The following is a 16477-nucleotide window of genomic DNA, read 5'->3' as shown; positions in this document are numbered from 1 at the left end:
TGATAATAATTAGCACTACAATTGACCCCTTGATTTATGTCTCCGCATGAGGAACCCCATCATGGCAGCCAAACCGAGCTATCGGCTTTTCGATATCACCCTAGCCAGACGCACCCAGGTCAGTGCCTCGCTCGTCAAGTTCACCTTTACGGGCCCAGACGTTGGCTACATGGCGACCTACGCGCCGGATCAACGCGTCAAACTGTTCTTTCCCAAAGACGGTGGCAGCCTCGACCCGCTGTTCGAAATCGCCAAGCTGGAAGAGCACGACTGGTACGGCGCTTATCGCGCACTGCCCGATACACAGCGCCCCGCCGCGCGCACCTACACCATCCGCGCCCTACGCCCAGAGAACGCTGAAGTCGATGTCGAATTCGTGCTCCACGGCGACAATGGCCCCGCCTCACGCTGGGCCATGCATGCCCAGCCCGGTGACCGGCTTGCCATGACGGCCCCCGACGCCACGGCAGAAGGCCCAGCGCAAGGTTACGAGTGGAAACCGCCCCAGGGTGTGCGCCGTATTCTACTCATCGCCGATGAAACCGCCCTCCCCGCTGCTGCCGGTATTCTGGAAACCCTCGATGACCTGCCGCTCAAACCCAAGGTCGAAGCGCTGCTCGAAGTGCCCCACCTCGACGACGTTCAGTCGCTCCCCCAAGCCGCTAAGCTACACTGGCTGGCCCGCGACACCGAGCCCAGTTGTCGGCACGGGGAGCTGCTGATGAGAGCGCTACGCGATATCGATTTGCATCGGGAAATTCAAGCGCTAGGTGGTGCGCCTGCCACCCCCACTACCAGCGCCACGACCCACGATGAAAGCGACGATGAGGACGGCCCCCTCTGGGAACCCGCCACTCTGGACGACAGCGCGCCCTTCTACGCCTGGATTGCCGCTGAAACCAAGGTCGCCATGAAGCTGCGCCGCTACTTGGTCAACGAGTGCGGGCTCCCCAAGCAGTACGTCACCAGCATGGGCTACTGGAGGCAGGGAAAGGCCAATGGTTAAGGAAATGGCAAACGACACGGCGTCAAACAAGGGTCTCACTAGCCAGCCAGCTCAGACGCCTATTGGCTGGCGAGACAGCCCCAACCGCTATGGACGAATCAGCCGTATACTTCACTGGCTGACCGCCGCGCTGGTCACGCTGCAATTCACCGTGTTGCTGGCTTGGCGTGGGATGGGCGAAAACGCTATCACGCTTTTCCTGGCCAGCATCGGGCCTCATGGCTCGTTAGGGTTTCTGATTCTCATCGTGACGCTGGCGCGCCTTGGCTGGGCATGGCTCAACCGCAAGCGGCGGCCTGCGCAGCCGCCTGGGTGGGGAGGTCGCATCGCGCGCCTGGTGCATATCACCTTTTACGCGCTGCTGCTGTGGCTACCCGCTTTCGCCATACTACGCCAGGTCGGCCGCGGCGGGGCGCTACGCTTTTATGGCATGGAGCTACTGCCCGAAGCAGAGCGCGAGATCCCCTGGATGATCGCCCCCGCCGATCTGCTTCACGGCCCACTCTCGTGGCTGCTATGTGGATTAATCATCGGCCATATCGCCATGGCGCTGATTCATAGGTTCTGGCTCAAGGACAAGGTACTGGCGCGTATGGTGGGGGGAAGTGGCAGGTAAGAGCTTAAGAAGTCATTAGATGAAGGCGCATACTCTGATGAGGAACTCGCTCAGCGTCATAGTGCTAAGGAGAGGTGCTCTTCGCCACTAGCCTGAATGGCATGTTTAAGCACTGACAGACATGACGCCTCCGGCAAACCCATTTATCTGACCGGCTCGAATTTTCCAGCGTCCAGCGCCAAATGGTGGCCTTTGAGGTGGAGACTCTGGGTTAGCAGTTCGTATGAGCGGCGAGTAGGCGTCAGGGATAATTTTGGCGAGAGTGAACCACTGATATGACCTCAATGCGATCCGTCACTTGGTAGACCACGATAAAGTTTGGGTGAGCAACAATTTCTCGCGTACCCGGCAAGCGGCCCACTTGGTGTAAGTAGGGGTGTTCAGCCACTGAGGAGACAGCTGCTTCAATACGAATACGCAGCCGCCGGGCGGCTTGAGGATCGCGCTCGGCGATGTATACGACAAGCTCAAACAAGTCGTTAATCGCCTCGTCATGCCAGTGGATAGGCAGGCTCACGAAACTCCGCCGCGTTGGCGTTGCTCCGCGTCGGCGATGATCGCATCAACCTTGGTCATAACTTGGTCATGAGGCATTCCTTGGCCCGGGTTGTCGATGCTGCGCTGAACTTTGGCCTTGAGCCAACGATCATAGCTATCGGCTTGTTCCTGCGTCTCGAATTCCGAAACGATAGGATCTAGCTGGGTATTCATGATCACCTCTCCTCGGTTACCTGTACAGTTTAATCGATACTCCCTATTTTGACATCTTCCTCTGAAGCTCCCACCTCCGCGCCAATCGACTGCTCGTCAGTCGTTTGCCCAGCCGCCAACAGCTTGCCACTCTCTAGCCGCACCAACCGATCCGCGAGGTGGAAATAGCGGTCATCGTGGGTGATCACCAGCACCGCTTTGCCCATGCGTTTTAGCTCGGGCAACACCTCGCAGTAAAACACCTCTTTGAATAACGGATCCTGATCCGCCGCCCACTCGTCAAACACCAAGAAGGGCCGATCCTCAAGGTAGGACACGACAAGCGCCAGACGCTTACGCTGGCCCTGGGAGAGTGCTTGGGTGGTAAACGCACCGTTTTCAACCCGCACCTTGTGCTGCAGGTGCAACTTGGCCAGCAGGCGGTTGCCTTCCTCGTCCAGGCCATCACGCGGTGCCTCTAACAGGCGCTCAAAGAGATGGAAGTCCGAGAACACCACCGAGAAGAGCTGCCGGTAGGCATCCCAGCCATCCGCTTCGACCCGCTCGCCATTGAGCAATACCTCGCCACCTTCCGGCGGGTAAAGCCCCACCACTACTTTGGCCAGCGTGGTCTTACCGCTACCGTTGCCCCCCACCAGGAACACCACTTCCCCCGGTGTGAAGTCAAGGTTGATCGGCCCCAGCTCGAAAAAGTCATCGCTCTGCTCGTGGTAGTACTGGTGGGTCACGTCACGCAACTCGAGCCGCTGAAAATCCGGCACCGGAGGTGATGTTTGCTTCTCCTGGCCTTGGGGCATCTCGCGGGTGATCTCATCGATTCGGCTAGCGGCCACCCGCGCCATGTTGATCCGCGGAATATTGATCAACAAACCTTCAAGGGGCGTCACCATGAACACGAACACCAGGGCAAAACCGGTCATGATCTGGGTTTGATTAGGCCCATCATCCGCCAATCCAAACAGCACCAGCCCGATGAAGGCGTACATCAGAAACTGCCCCCAGCTGGTCGAGATCACGAACAGCGACATGCCACGGGTACGCAATCGCCGCACGCCTTCAACCGACTCGCCGAGTACCCGATCCATGAAGACCCGGCTCTTGCGCCGGTGCAGACGCAGCTCTTTCGCACCATCGGTCAGCGCACGGAAATGTCCAAACAGGCGATCCTGCTCGGACGAGGCACTCTGGAGGTAACGAATAGCGCGTAAATGAACCAGATGGTAGCCAACAGCCCCCAGCCCAATCACGCCTAAAGCAAACAGGAACACCTGCCATGAGAGCATTGCCAGGTAGCCCAAGCACCCCACCACGATGACCGTATTGGTCAAAATCACCGGCAAGCTAACAAACAGTACCGCCACGTTGTTGCTGTGCTCGGTGAGTGCCGACTGGATCCGCGCACTGCCCACACGCTCGAACCGAGCAAAGGGGGTTTCGGCCACACACTGGGCGACAAAACTGCGCAACTCGGCCAGAGCACGCTGCCCCAATCGCTCAAACAGCGCCGTCGACACCATGCGACAGAGCATCAACGCCACGGCAATGCCCGCAAAGACCCAGGCAGGGTTGACATGAGAGTCGGCACGGCTGGCGGCATCGCCGGTCAACGCCGCATTGATTTGGGCAATCAGCAGCACGCTGAAAAGTCCCGAGAGAATACTGGCCAAGGCAGCGGCGGTCATCAGCCCGCGGGTTCGACGAAACAGATAGGAAAGCACATTCACCTCGTTGAAAAGCGATTGGAAGCCCATTGAAAACCGACAGCTACCTCTAAGGACGAATCGCTCCCGCAAAAAGTTAACCCACCATTACGTAAACAAGCCTCATTCTCATTCGTCCTTAGATAAAGAAGTCCGTCATACCGGCCCATGGCAGGTGATGTCGACGGCTGTTCCTTGTTTGATCCGTTCTCATCGATAGGAGCTTTGCGGTGTCCCGTTCTGTCCAGGCACAAACACAGGTAGACGCATCTTATGAAAGCCCCGCGGAAGCCGCGTTGCTCTCACGTCCCGAGGGCGTGGGCTATCACGTCATTGCGAATGCCACCACGCAGTCACTGCTCGTCAAGGGTGATCAAGAACGTCTTGAGTGGTCATTGGAGGACGATAGCAACACCTTGACGCTGCGCTGGCCGCAGCGCTCCGCCCCCCCACTCCCGGCGTTGCTCGCGGCGATCGAAGGGGCATTTACCTTTCACCCGGCCACTGTGGCGATACGCCTTCGCTTACCCAGCGTCGTGCATGCCAACCTGTGTGCCGCCGGCATCGCCGTGAAAGATAACCAGGGAGAACTCTGGGCCTACGCGGAGCTATTTTGGCAGCTGCCCACCCTTTGGCTTACCTCCCCCTCCCTGCGCGCCTACCCCCAGCAGCCGATCCTTACGAATGGAAAACGCCATCCACGCCGCCCACCGCGCCCCAGTGGCACGGTCTATCAGCGCCATATTCCCTGGCTCGATGCCACGGTGAGCTTTCGCGTGCTTGACCTGGCGCTCGACCTGGAACGCTTCAACCGCTGGATGAACGACCCGGTCGTCGCCCACTTCTGGGAGGAGCAGGGCGACCTGGAACAGCACCGCGAGCGGCTAGAGAGCACCCTGCAAAACCCCAGCGTGTTACCGCTGATCGGCTGTATCGACGGCGAGCCCTTCGGCTATTTCGAGACCTATTGGGCCAAGGAGGATCGCATCGGTGCCTATTACGCAGCCGATGACTTTGACCGCGGCTGGCACGTACTCATCGGCGAAGCGGCTTTTCGAGGGCGGCCATATGTGGCGGCCTGGATGCCCTCCCTCTCGCACTATCTGTTTCTCGATGACTGCCGCACTCAGCGCCTGGTGATCGAACCCCGGGTGGATAACGCCAAAATGCTGCGCAACCTTGCCCAGTGCGGTTACGCCCACGTCAAGGCGTTCGATTTCCCCCATAAGCGGGCCATGCTCGGCATGCAGCTTCGCGAACACTTCTTCAACGAGCGCAGCTGGATTCCGCTGCCGCCCCACCCTGGGTCAGCGCCACGACCCGACCCACGCTTCACCTTATAAACACGTCAGCCACGAGGACCCTTATGCATATTCATGACTTGATCGGCATCGGCTTCGGCCCCTCCAACATTGCCCTGGCCATTGCGCTCGACGAACATCGTCAGACAGGGCAAGCGAAGGATGCCTTGTTCATTGAGCGCCAACCCTGCTTTGCCTGGCACCCGCATATGCTGCTGGACAACGCCCATATGCAGATCTCTTTCCTGAAAGATTTGGTCACGCCACGTAACCCTAAAAGCCGCTTCAGCTTCCTTAACTATCTGCACAGCAAAGGCCGCCTGCAGGACTTCATCAATCTGCAGACCTTCTTCCCCAGCCGTCACGAATTCAATGATTACCTGAGCTGGACGGCCAGCCACTTTGAACACCAGTGCGCCTATGGAGAGGAGGTATTTGAAGTACTGCCCGAAACGGACAGCGACGAGGTCGCCTACCTTCGCGTTCGCTCACGGGATGAGAGCGGCGCGGTACAGGAAAGGCTCACCCGCTCACTGGTGATCAGCGTGGGCGGGGCGCCCAACGTGCCGGAGTGCTTCACCGGGCTAAAAGACGACCCAAGGGTCTTCCACTCCAGCCACTACCTCAGAGAGCTGGCAAAGCAATACGCCCCCAAACGCATCGCCGTAATTGGTGCGGGCCAGAGCGCGGCTGAGATCTTCCTGGATCTGCACGGCCGTGAAGGCATCCAGGTGGATCTGATCAGTCGAGCCTGGGCCTTCAAACCCTCGGATGATAGCCCCTTCGTTAACGAAATCTTCAACCCCGAGTACACCGACTACGTGTTCAACAACCCCACCGGCCAGCGGGAAGCACTACTGCAGGAGTACAAAAGCACCAACTACTCGGCCCCTGATTTGGCACTGATTCAGGAGATTTACGATGTGTTCTACCAGCAAAAAGTCACCGGCCAGGCCCGCCACCGCTTCCGCCGCCGCCATGAGGTGATCGGCAGTGAAGCAGGCCCTGAAGGCGTCGAGCTCAAAGTGCGTGATTTGGAGACTGGCCATACGGATATCACCCGTTACGACGCCGTAGTGTTAGCCACCGGCTATGTACGCGACACCCATAAACGGCTGCTGGCTCCGGTGGCGGACTACCTGCCCGATTTTGCCGTCAATCGCCGCTATCAGCTCTATACCAAGCCTGAGTTCAAACCGGCTATTTTCCTGCAAGGCAGCTGCGAGCCCACCCATGGCTTGAGCGATACATTGCTGTCGATTTTGGCAGCCAGGACAAGTGAGATTTGTGCTGCACTAGATCAGAAAACTGCCTTATATGCATCCTCGCCCTGTAAGCAAGAAGTCACCGCGCCATAGTGCTCGGCCACCCCGAGGCTCACTTGATGTTGACTTCGGGGTTCATATACTCATAATGCAAACAATAACAATTAAGATTTACACAAAATTAAAATGAACCTCATTTAAGGAGAACATTCGTGAACCAACCCACTTTCCGCAAGCGGTGGCTTACGGCCGCCATTGCTGTTGCTGCCTGCAGTACGTCGGCAGCTGTGCTTGCTCAGCAAAATGCTACGTCGACAAACCACTCGATTGACAATGATGGCAGCGAGCTGTCTACACTCACTGTCACCGGGGATCGCCTGCCCTACGGCATGACCGAAAACAGCAATTCCTACACTAGCGAAAGCACTAGCATTGGCTTAGTTTCACAATCTGTGCAGGAAACGCCGCAATCTATTAGCGTTGTTACACGAGATCGCCTCGATGATCAAGGGACTACCACGCTGTCTGAGGCCCTACGAAATGTCACAGGCATCACCGTAAATGAGTACGGTCCTAATCAGTATGTTATCAAGGCTCGAGGCTATAATATTGATTCCTTCCTTATGGATGGCAGTCCTGTTCAGAGCGCGGGCAGTGCCTGGGAAAGTGCCGGAGTATTTGACCCCGCACTACTTGATCGAATTGAAGTATTGCGCGGACCTGCGGGCATTCTCCATGGCGCCGGCGAACCCGGCGGCACTATCAACCTAGTTCGTAAGCGTGCTTTAGCTGAGAGCCAAGCCTCTGTATCTATTTCTGCAGGTACGGACGATGCCTATCGGGGTGTTGTTGATGTTACCGGCGCGTTAGACAGCGAAGGGCAAGTACGGGGCCGTTTCGTCGGTGTCTACGATGATCGAGACTCTTTTATTGATCACGTTTACTCAGAGAACCAAATCGGCTATGGCACGCTTGAGTTTGACTTGTCTCCCGAAACGACACTGTCAATGGGCGTTACTGTGCAAGATGAAGAGTTTAGACCGCACTCTGGATTACCAGCTTACAGTGATGGCACTCTACCCAATGTAGACCGCTCTACCTATATCGGATCTGACTGGGATAAGCAGACAGGAGACGCACAACGCTATTTTATAGAACTTGAGCATCGCCTAGCTAATGGAGGCGAAATAGTCTTTAAAGCTAATCGTTTGGATCGCGATGCAAGCCTAAGAAAAAGTAGTGAAGGAGTTCTAGTCGCTGATCAAAATACCGGCGAGTTTGCGATTCGTCAGATCGCTTGGGATCTGGAGAAGCAGGACGATTATTTGGAGGCCCAGTTTAGCACCCCATTCCAACTAGCTGGAGCAACTCATGAAGCCGTATTCGGCACCAGCTATCAGAGTAGTGAGCTAAGTAATCAATGGGTCTTCGGCGACCCTCAATATCTTCCTCAGAATCTGTTTGACCCAATACATAACCGTACAGAACCAGATTTCGATGGCACACCTGGTAGGACTGAGCTTAATATCGAACAATATGCCTCTTACGGCCAGTTTCGATTCAATCTTATGGATGATTTTACACTTGCGCTTGGTGGCCGTATAAATTGGTGGGAAACCAATAACTTTCTTGGTGGTGAAACGTCCGGTGATGATGGCACTGAGTTTATCCCCTACGCAGGATTGATCTATCGCCTCAACGAAGGGCTCAACTTATACACAAGCTACACTGGCATTTTTGAGCCACAAACGGCTGTAGGAAGTGACGGCAACCCTATCAAGCCAAGAGAGGGTGAGCAATACGAGGCCGGTATTAAAGGCTCACATGCCGAGGGTAGCTTGAACTGGCATGCTGCAGTTTTCCGTATCGAAGACACCAATCGCGCATATTCTGATCCTAATAATCCTGGCTTCTCGATTCCTATCGGCGAAGCAAAAAGTGAAGGCTTCGAGCTAGAAGTTAGCGGCGAACTGTTGCCTCGCTGGGATCTCAGCGCTGGTTATGCCTATACACAGACAGAGTTCGTAAGAGATGCTAATTCGGAAGGACTCACACTCTCGCCGGACACGCCGGAGCATAACTTCAACCTATGGTCACGCTATCGATTCAGCGATAATCCAAATCAGGGCTGGCGCCTTGGAGCTGGCATAAATACAGTCAGCAGTGTTTATGCCGAAAGCGGAGATACGCGTATAGAGCAAGGAGGCTATACCACCGTGTCAGCCATGGTCGGCTATCGAGTCAATGAGAACTTGGATATCTCTTTTAACGGCAACAACCTAACCGACAAAGAGTATTACTCCTCAGTTCGGGGAGAAACCCGACATAACTACTACGGTGCACCACGCAATTTCATGATGACGATGAAATATGACTTTTAAAAAATCAGCATAGCACTCCCCAACATCTCGATTTACATGTATTTTATTCGGCCCTGCTTAGGTAGGGCTGAATTTTTGATAGTGAGTATCTATCATTTTTTATACACTAATATTTAATCAGTCTTTTTTTGGGAATTTTTATTTTTTCTAAAGGAGTTCGCTGTGAGTTTTTTACGATTTCTGCCTAGGTCTTGGCGTACCCCTGTTTATTTAGTTGGTTTTATTTTAACCACTAACCCAGCACTGGCAACTAAATTGCCTCCATCTGTTGCAGTCTTTGACTGGACAATTGCAGAAACACTTCTCTCTCTTGATCCTAGCGCTGTCTCATTGGGCAATACCGCAGCCTTCCATAAATGGACTGGCGATAACTACAAAGATGTCGACATCATAGATATTGGAACACAGACATTTCCAAACATGGAACTACTAAGCAGCATCGAACCTCATCATATCCTTCTGTCTCCTAGCCAAGTTCGCCTCGGGCAAAGGTTAGCTAACATTGCACCTTATACCATCATCCAATCTTATCCTTATGTCGAAAATAGGAGTGGCCGTCTGTGGTCAAGCTTTGATGCATTTGCTCTTGAAATTGGTGTATCAGTCGATCAAAAAGCTGTAGCGGAACAGCTAATTATGGACACACGATCTCATCTTGAAGAATTGCGAAGTAACCTAAGCTCACAGCCACCACTGCTAGTTATTCAACTAGTAAATGAGCACTATGTCCGAGTATATGGCGAGAATAGTATGTTTCAGGAGGTGCTTCGGCAGTTAAATTTAAGCAATGCATGGACAGAAAAAACCAATCAGTGGGGCTATTCACTAGTAAGCATCAGAGAGCTTTTCAATGTGGAAGAAGCGAGACTGATTGTCATCGAAAGTGCATTCCCCATAGGTATAGAAAATAATATCGAGACTAGCGGCATGTGGCGTTACCTCCCCAGTGTCCAGCAAGGAGATTCTGTTGTTTTGTCGTCTTCTTTCTGGATAGCGGGTGCCCTCCCCTCCGCTCAACGCTTTGCCAATGCCTTGGTGAAAGCCCTATGATAGACACAATTTTAATGAGCATACTTTTTTTACTTTCATCCTAACCAGTTCACGCAAGTAGAATACTATAGATGAAATAACTGTAGCGGCATGCCGCTACAGTTATTCTATAGGCAAGAGGTCATAAAACCTTTACTCAAGCTGGCACCTGCTCACCGATATACCGATGAGCACTTGCTTCCAGTAGCTCCTCCACCTGAGATATCAGATCCTCATCCCCAACAATTGAGAAGTGGTCATGGGGAGTTTCAATTGAGGTTCTCGGGATTCGATTTAACTGGTTCGCTAACGCCTGTCGCTCTTCCCAACCTCTTTTCGATTCCCACCAGCAGTCCACGTCACAGTCCAATGCAGGCAAGGCATCAAGCTGTAGTGAAAGGTACTTCAAATGCCGCGCCACGCAGAATATTCTAGCAAGCTCCTCGCTACCCAATGTTGCGTAACCCTCACGACCATATGCATCGAATGACGCCATTAGCTTCGACAGCTTAAGGGCAACCTCCTCCTCACTCGGTTCCTCCTTGCTCTCCTCCTTACCATCCCGAGCTTCAAGCGAAACACTTGGCAATATAACCGATGCAAAGTTTGCAAAATCTCGCTGCCAGCTATCCTCGCTATGCAGACCACCGCCAGGTACATAGGGATCTATCAAAGCCAGTTGGCTCACGTCTTGCCCCACCCCTTCAAGACGTGCCGCGATCATCGCGGCCAATGCTCCACCAAGAGACCATCCCAATAGCCGATAGGGCCCCACGGGTTGTATGCGGCGTATCGTCTCCACATAGTCATCAGCCATTGTTTCAAGTGATGAATCTCGATGCTGTGGGTCGGTCAACATTCGGCAAGACAGACCGTAAACCGTGCATACTCCCTGCAAGCGCCGAGCCAACGGTTGATAGTCAAAAACCGTTCCCATCACGGCATGAATGCAGAATAGCGGCGGCTGAGTGCGACACTCGCCATTGAGCATGAGAGCCCCTTTGGGCAGAACCTCAGTGTGATTCCTCACTTCCAGCAGATCAGCAATGGTCGGCTTCTGCATCAGGTCGAATAGCTTGAAGTCGAGTTTAGGTTCCCGCAGCGCTTGCACATGGTTCATTACTTTTAGGCTTAGCAAAGAATCACCACCTAATTCGAAGAAATTATCAGTTTCGCCGACCCGCTCAATGCCCAGCACTTGCTGCCAAATCTCAGCGAGTTGGTGTGCCTCTGGTGTGGAAGGTGTCACGTAATCCCGGGGCTCTCCTGGATGAGGCTCAGGCAATGCTTTGCGCTCCACCTTACCGTTGGCATTCAGCGGCAGTGTGTCGAGCATGATCACGACACCCGGCACCATATAGTCTGGCAACTGTTGGCCCAGTCGATCATGTAATTTACTCGTGTCGAGTTCACTGTCGGCCTGGGGAACCACATAGGCCACCAACCTGGCGCCATTGGGGCCTTCTTGGGCGACCACCACCGCCTCGCGAATCTCCGGCTGAGCGAGCAGTTCGGCTTCGATCTCGCCCAGTTCGATCCGCAGACCGCGGATTTTTACTTGGTGGTCGAGGCGGCCCAGGTACTCGAGCTGACCATCCTCCCGCCAGCGCACCAGGTCACCGGTACGGTAGAGGCGCTCGCCCTCATGGAATGGGTCGGCAATAAAACGCTCCGCCGTGAGATCACTGCGATTGAGATAACCACGGGCCAGGCTTACCCCGCCCAGGTACAACTCTCCCGCGACGCCCTGGGGCACCAGGTTAAGGTCATCATCCATGATGTAGGTGCGAGTACCACTAATGGGCCGCCCAATAGGGATCTGGCGGTGATCGTCATCACGGCACCACCAGTGCGTGACATGAATGGTGGTTTCGGTGGGGCCATAAAGATCGTGAAGGTTAGCCCCATCGAGACACTCCGCCACGTCCTTCTGCAGCGAGGCGGGAACAGCCTCGCCACCGCACATGATATGTTTGAGACGCGTCTTGGCTTTGACGTCGGGATAGGCCAGGAAGGCCTTGAGCATGGAGGGCACAAAGTTGAGCGTGGTGACGCCGTGCCGCTGGATCAGCTCGATGATGCGCTCTGGATCTCGATGGTCGCCTGGCTGGGCAATCACCAAACGTGCCCCGACACTCAGCGGCCAGAAAATCTCCCACACCGAGACGTCGAACCCGAACGGCGCCTTGTGCAGTACGGCATCGGTATCGGTGAGCTGGTAGGTCTCCTGCATCCAGACCATGCAGTTGGTCAAGGCATCATGGCGGATGGCAGCGCCTTTGGGTCTCCCGGTGGAGCCCGAGGTGTAGATCACATAGGCGAGGTGCTCGCCGTGCAGTGTTACCGATGGATCGGTAGAGGCGTGATGTGCCACGTCCAGTCGATCCAACTCAACAACGCTAAGGCCAGCCGCTAGCGGCAAGGACTCGCGCAAGTGGTGCTGGGTCAGCAGCAGCTCGATGCCACTATCGTCGGCGATAAAGGCCAGCCGCTCCAAGGGATACTCGGGATCCAGCGGCACATAGACGCCGCCGGCCTTGAGGATGCCCAGCAGCCCCACCACCATCTCTATGGAACGCTCCATGGCAATGCCCACACGGGTCTCGGGTTGTATACCTAGGCCGATCAGATAATGGGCCAACTGGTTGGCACGGGTATTGAGTTCGGCGTAGCTGAGCGACTGATCGTCGAAGATGAGAGCCGTGGCCTCTGGCGTTGCTTCCGCCTGTCGCTCTATCAACTGATGCACTGGAGAAGTGTCAGAACAGTGCTGAGCATTCTCACCCCACTTGTCCAGCAATTGACGCTCGTCTTTTGCTAACAGATTGATCTCGCTCATGGGTTGCTGAGGCGCCGTTTGAAGACTCTTCACAATCCCGGCCATCGCAGTACTCATGTAATCACATAGCCGCTGAGCGCCGATGACACGACTAACTTGCCCTTCCAGCTGGAAGCCATGACCCAGGTCATCCACCGACATGGTGATCGGGTAGTTAGTACGCTCTTGACCACCTAACATTTCCATACCTTTCCAGGTATGAGCGTGACGTCCCGCTCGTTGAGGGGCGCTATAACGGTAATTCAGCAAACTGGTAAACAGCGGAGTCCTCCCAGGTAAACCACTGCAGCGCTGTGCCAGTCCCAGGCTGGCATGCTCATGATGAAGTAGTTCAGACAGAGCGTCATGCGTGTGGCGAAGACACTTACCGATACTTTGAGGCCCCATTTCTATCCGCACCGGTAGCGTATTGATAAACATGCCCAACGCCCGTTCGGCTCCTTCCACACCTTGCATGCGTCCGAATAACACGGTACCGAATACCACATCGTCATGCCCCGTGATTTTGCTCAGAACCAACGCCCAGGCTAAGTGGAACAAGCTGGCCGTGCTGACACCATACCGCTGCGCCTGTCGCCGCACATGCTGGGCAAGCTCTGTTTCCACAGGAACGCGCACTTCTTCGATATCCCCTCCATCGCCGAGTACGTCCAGTAATCCGAAAGGCGCTGTCGGCTCATCTATATCGCCCAGCCGCGCACGGAAAAAAGCCTCATGCTCTGCTAGGCTCACCCCTAACCGAGTCTGAGCTACAAAGTTGCGGAATGGGATCGGTTTAGGCAACTCGTCTTCACGGCCTTGTTGAATCAGAGCGATCTCATTTACCAATAGCTCAAGGGTGGTGTGATCCATCACCAGGTGGTGGCTAGGTAACTGCAAAAGCCAGCGGTTTAGCTCGGCATCGTATGCAGCAATCGCTCTTAGCATGGGTGCTCGGCGCACATCCAGGCGGTGATATTGGGGATCCACCTCGACGTTCAGCTGTTCGGCAATGTTGAGAGAGGAATCTTGACTCACTTCCCGCCACTCAAGCTCCAGGGCAGCATGCTTGTACACCACCTGCACCGGCTCACGAAGCCCCTCCCAGAGTACGGCGGTGCGAAGAATTGTCTATATTGCAAACAATTATTGTTATCTTTTGAAAAAGGCAAGTCAATCGGCTCTGCAAAACGAGGTCGTTCTAACGATATACCGCATCGACAAAGCCACGGCCCCATCAGCACACCCTAAGGTCGACTCGATAACCCGCGACACTCACCTACACTCAACTAGACGCCTTTTGCGCCCACGAGAGACTCGATGATGACGACGACCGGCCTTCTCACCCGCACACTGCTGCTAGGTAGCCTGCTGGCTCCTGCCCTAGCCATTGCTGAAGAGAGCGAGAAGACGCCCCGCTGGAACGAAGCGCTGATCGAGGCGGCGCAGGCAGTGACGCTGGGGCCCCGCCCGCTCTTTCTGGTCAACGATATGAGTGCGGGCAATGCCCATGAGCAGGCACTCAAAGCGTCGCTACTGAGCTGTGCCGCCGAGCAAACCACCTGGCACCGCTCGCCGCTGTCGATAGGACATCGTGGCGCACCGCTGCAGTTTCCCGAACACACGTTAGAGTCGTATATCGCAGGCGCTCAGGGCGGCGCCGGCATCTTGGAGTGCGACGTCGCCTTCACCGCCGACGAAGCGCTGGTCTGCCGCCACTCGCAGTGTGATCTCCACGCGACCACCAATATCGTCGAAACGGCGCTGGCCGAGCAGTGCAGCGTGCCGCCAGCGTTCGATGACGTCACTGGCGCCTTGACCAACGCGGCCGATATACGTTGCTGCACCAGTGACATAACGCTCGCGGATTTTCATACGCTGCAAGGCAAAATGGAGGGCGTGAATAGCGATGCCACGAGTATCGAGGAGTACGTGGCGGGCACTCCAGGGTGGCGCACGGACCTCTATGCATCCCGTGGTACCTTGATGAGCCATGCCGACAGTATTGCGCTCTTCCAGCAGCTGGGGGTCATGATGGCGCCGGAACTGAAATCCCCCGAGGTCGACATGCCGTTCACCGAGCATACCCCCGAGGGGTTCACGCAGCAGGCCTACGCACAAAAGATGATCGATGAGTACAAGGCGGCTGGCGTCTCCCCCGACGACGTATTTCCGCAGTCGTTCGACATCGACGACGTGCTCTACTGGATCGAGCATGAACCGGCCTTTGGCCGTCAAGCGGTCTATCTGGAGGGTCGCTACGGCGATGAAGGCTTCGACCACACTCGGCCCGAGACATGGCAGCCAAGCATGGCCTCCCTGGTGGAGCACGGCGTGCGCATCATTGCTCCGCCCACCTGGATGCTGGTCGAACCGAACCCCGCGTTTGGCAACGACGCGCAGGCAAGACGCCTACAGGCATCGCGCTATGCCCGCCGTGCAAGGGAAGCAGGCCTGGACATCATCGCCTGGACCTTCGAACGTTCCGGCCCCCTCGGGGACGGCGGGCAGTGGTACCACCGCACCACCGGAGACGTGATCCAGCGTGATGGCGACAAACTGCTGACGCTGGATACGCTGGTCAATGACGTCGGCGCCATCGGCGTGTTCAGCGATTGGCCCGCGACGGTCACCTTCTACGATAACTGTGTCGCGCGCAACGCGCCTTGACGGCCCGCGCGGATGATCCAAGCCCTCAGCCGAGTCGCATGCCCCTTGCGTGCGGATCGGCTTTCACGATCTCTCTCTAGCGGTCGGCTATTTTTTTCATTTTTTCATTAAAAATGAGAACCATTAGCACTAGAATGGCAGCATGATGATTGATGCATTCGCCACTAGGAGTCGTCCATGTTCGAGATCAAAGGCGCTACGTTTGAAGTCAATGGCAAACCCATCCTCAATCCCATCGAGCACACGTTTCACGAAGGCAAGGTGTATGGCCTGATTGGCCATAATGGTTCCGGCAAGTCGACGCTCATCAAGCTGATGGCACAGCAGCAGCCGGTCGCTCGGGGCGCGATCCATTTCGATCAGCGACCGCTGAGTGACTGGGGGCATCGTGAGTTTGCCCGTCAGGTGGCCTACCTTCCCCAACACCTGCCGAGCGCCGAGAGCTTGACCGGGCGCGAGCTGGTCGGCTTTGGCCGCTACCCGTGGCACGGCCTCTTAGGGCGCCACACCCAGGCCGACAAAGAAGCCGTGGAGCGCGCCATTGCGCTCACGCATACGGAAGCCTTCGCCGACCGCCTGGTCGACACCCTCTCCGGCGGCGAACGCCAGCGGGTTTGGCTGGCGATGCTGCTTGCCCAGGGCAGCCGCTTCCTGCTGTTGGACGAGCCGTTGGCAGCGCTGGATATTGCCCATCAAATCGAAGTGCTGGCGCTGATTCGCAAGCTGTGCGACGAGCTCGATCTGGGCGTGGTGATCGTGCTGCACGATATCAACATGGCCTCCCGCTACTGCGATGAGCTGATGGCCCTGCACAGCGGTCGCCTCCTGGCACACGGGTCTCCCCACGAGCTAATGCGCGACAGCACCCTGGAAGCCATTTACGGGTTGCCGATGCAAGTCATACGCCACCCCAATGGAGAGCACAATATCGCCGTTGCCCAGTAGCTGGCCGCTGAAAAGTGGCCACCCTGCGTCGGTGG

General features: G+C 55.8%; 12 protein-coding genes. 8 read left to right on the top strand and 4 right to left on the bottom strand.

Annotated elements, in window-relative coordinates; all coding sequences use genetic code 11:
• Nucleotides 1–61: 61 nt before the first annotated feature.
• Entirely contained in the window at nucleotides 62–1006 is a 945-nt protein-coding gene (locus RVM27_RS13430; RefSeq protein ID WP_058578660.1) for a siderophore-interacting protein, read from the top strand.
• A gap of 4 nt (nucleotides 1007–1010) precedes the next feature.
• Nucleotides 1011–1622: a cytochrome b gene (locus RVM27_RS13425; RefSeq protein WP_287808646.1), complete on the top strand. Its 612-nt coding sequence runs from the start codon at nucleotides 1011–1013 to the stop codon at nucleotides 1620–1622.
• 241 nt (nucleotides 1623–1863) lie between these two features.
• On the opposite strand, the gene RVM27_RS13420 is transcribed toward RVM27_RS13425, so the two are convergent.
• Genes RVM27_RS13420 through RVM27_RS13410 form a run of 3 tightly spaced genes read right to left on the bottom strand, consistent with a single transcriptional unit; the run spans nucleotide 1864 to nucleotide 4051 of the window.
• The gene (locus RVM27_RS13420) at nucleotides 1864–2139 is read right to left on the bottom strand and encodes a type II toxin-antitoxin system RelE/ParE family toxin (protein WP_054641355.1); all 276 of its coding nucleotides are present in this window, start codon (nucleotides 2137–2139) and stop codon (nucleotides 1864–1866) included.
• Complete coding sequence (gene relB / locus RVM27_RS13415; RefSeq protein WP_054641354.1) at nucleotides 2136–2333, bottom strand: type II toxin-antitoxin system RelB family antitoxin; 198 nt, start codon at nucleotides 2331–2333, stop codon at nucleotides 2136–2138. The genes RVM27_RS13420 and relB overlap by 4 nt, the downstream gene beginning before the upstream one ends.
• Before the next feature lie 29 nt (nucleotides 2334–2362).
• Entirely contained in the window at nucleotides 2363–4051 is a 1689-nt protein-coding gene (locus RVM27_RS13410) for a cyclic peptide export ABC transporter (RefSeq protein ID WP_063744345.1), read from the bottom strand.
• A 212-nt stretch (nucleotides 4052–4263) separates the two neighbouring features.
• On the opposite strand from RVM27_RS13410, the gene RVM27_RS13405 reads away from it, so the two are divergent.
• The 4 genes from RVM27_RS13405 to RVM27_RS13390 all read left to right on the top strand — a co-directional run bounded on the left by RVM27_RS13405 (nucleotide 4264) and on the right by RVM27_RS13390 (nucleotide 10030).
• Complete coding sequence (locus RVM27_RS13405) at nucleotides 4264–5376, top strand: GNAT family N-acetyltransferase (protein ID WP_058578661.1); 1113 nt, start codon at nucleotides 4264–4266, stop codon at nucleotides 5374–5376.
• Between the two features lie 23 nt (nucleotides 5377–5399).
• Nucleotides 5400–6692: a lysine N(6)-hydroxylase/L-ornithine N(5)-oxygenase family protein gene (locus RVM27_RS13400; protein ID WP_054641353.1), complete on the top strand. Its 1293-nt coding sequence runs from the start codon at nucleotides 5400–5402 to the stop codon at nucleotides 6690–6692.
• A 119-nt stretch (nucleotides 6693–6811) separates the two neighbouring features.
• On the top strand, nucleotides 6812–8980 hold the full coding sequence (locus RVM27_RS13395; RefSeq protein WP_058578662.1) for a TonB-dependent siderophore receptor: 2169 nt from the start codon (nucleotides 6812–6814) through the stop codon (nucleotides 8978–8980).
• 162 nt (nucleotides 8981–9142) lie between these two features.
• On the top strand, nucleotides 9143–10030 hold the full coding sequence (locus tag RVM27_RS13390) for a TroA family protein (protein ID WP_498956806.1): 888 nt from the start codon (nucleotides 9143–9145) through the stop codon (nucleotides 10028–10030).
• A 136-nt stretch (nucleotides 10031–10166) separates the two neighbouring features.
• On the opposite strand, the gene RVM27_RS13385 is transcribed toward RVM27_RS13390, so the two are convergent.
• The gene (locus tag RVM27_RS13385; RefSeq protein ID WP_498956805.1) at nucleotides 10167–13904 is read right to left on the bottom strand and encodes a non-ribosomal peptide synthetase; all 3738 of its coding nucleotides are present in this window, start codon (nucleotides 13902–13904) and stop codon (nucleotides 10167–10169) included.
• 246 nt (nucleotides 13905–14150) lie between these two features.
• Between RVM27_RS13385 and RVM27_RS13380 the strand changes: the two genes are divergently transcribed.
• Both RVM27_RS13380 and RVM27_RS13375 read left to right on the top strand, forming a co-directional pair.
• Nucleotides 14151–15497 (top strand): glycerophosphodiester phosphodiesterase family protein, encoded by a 1347-nt coding sequence (locus RVM27_RS13380; protein ID WP_058578701.1) that lies wholly within the window; start codon nucleotides 14151–14153, stop codon nucleotides 15495–15497.
• Between the two features lie 177 nt (nucleotides 15498–15674).
• Nucleotides 15675–16442 (top strand): ABC transporter ATP-binding protein, encoded by a 768-nt coding sequence (locus RVM27_RS13375; protein WP_228168706.1) that lies wholly within the window; start codon nucleotides 15675–15677, stop codon nucleotides 16440–16442.
• Nucleotides 16443–16477 lie beyond the last annotated feature (35 nt).

The organism is Halomonas sp. KM007, from assembly GCF_050709225.1.
Taxonomy (GTDB): domain Bacteria; phylum Pseudomonadota; class Gammaproteobacteria; order Pseudomonadales; family Halomonadaceae; genus Vreelandella; species Vreelandella hamiltonii.
Note: the sequence above shows the minus strand (reverse complement) of the source record. Positions and strands in the feature narration are given on the sequence as shown.

Bases quoted from the DNA above. Each gene is read 5' to 3' on its own strand.
- RVM27_RS13430 (WP_058578660.1), top strand. From the start codon at position 62: ATGGCAGCCAAACCGAGCTATCGGCTTTTCGATATCACCCTAGCCAGA.
- RVM27_RS13425 (WP_287808646.1), top strand. From the start codon at position 1,011: ATGGCAAACGACACGGCGTCAAACAAGGGTCTCACTAGCCAGCCAGCT.
- relB (WP_054641354.1), bottom strand. From the start codon at position 2,333: ATGAATACCCAGCTAGATCCTATCGTTTCGGAATTCGAGACGCAGGAA.
- RVM27_RS13400 (WP_054641353.1), top strand. From the start codon at position 5,400: ATGCATATTCATGACTTGATCGGCATCGGCTTCGGCCCCTCCAACATT.
- RVM27_RS13380 (WP_058578701.1), top strand. From the start codon at position 14,151: ATGACGACGACCGGCCTTCTCACCCGCACACTGCTGCTAGGTAGCCTG.
- RVM27_RS13375 (WP_228168706.1), top strand. From the start codon at position 15,675: ATGTTCGAGATCAAAGGCGCTACGTTTGAAGTCAATGGCAAACCCATC.